This is a genomic window from Mesorhizobium sp. M6A.T.Ce.TU.016.01.1.1 (assembly GCF_003997065.1).
Classification (GTDB): domain Bacteria; phylum Pseudomonadota; class Alphaproteobacteria; order Rhizobiales; family Rhizobiaceae; genus Mesorhizobium; species Mesorhizobium mediterraneum.
The window spans coordinates 1-428 of the sequence record NZ_RZTJ01000151.1 but is presented as its reverse complement, the minus strand read 5'-3'; the positions used below and the strand labels follow the sequence as shown (position 1 = coordinate 428).

At 63.3% G+C, this 428-nt stretch carries 1 pseudogene; it reads left to right on the top strand.

The features are described 5' to 3' along the window. A pseudogene (locus EOC94_RS33705) lies at positions 1 to 428 on the top strand (LacI family transcriptional regulator); the annotation flags it as partial.

The following is a 428-nucleotide window of genomic DNA, read 5'->3' as shown; positions in this document are numbered from 1 at the left end:
GCGCACCGGCAGGACCAATGTCATCAGCCTCGTGCTCAACACCGACCGCGAGATCATGAGCTTCGTCTCGGACATCATCTACGGCGTTTCGGAAGTGCTCGCCGAAACGCCCTATCACCTGATCGTCACGCCTTATTCCCGCTCGCAGGATCCGATGGAGCCGATCCGCTATCTCGTCGAGACCGGCTCGGCCGATGGCGTCATCATCTCGCGCACCCAACCGAACGATCCACGCGCCCGCTACATGCTCGAGCACGGCATGCCCTTTGCCACGCATGGCCGCACCGACATGGGCCTGGTCCACCCCTACCATGACTTCGACAACCATGTATTCGCGATGGAAGCCGTGCGCCGCCTGGCGAGCATGGGCAGGCGCAAGCTGGCGCTTCTGTCGCCGCCACCCGGGCTGACCTATTATGGCCACACGC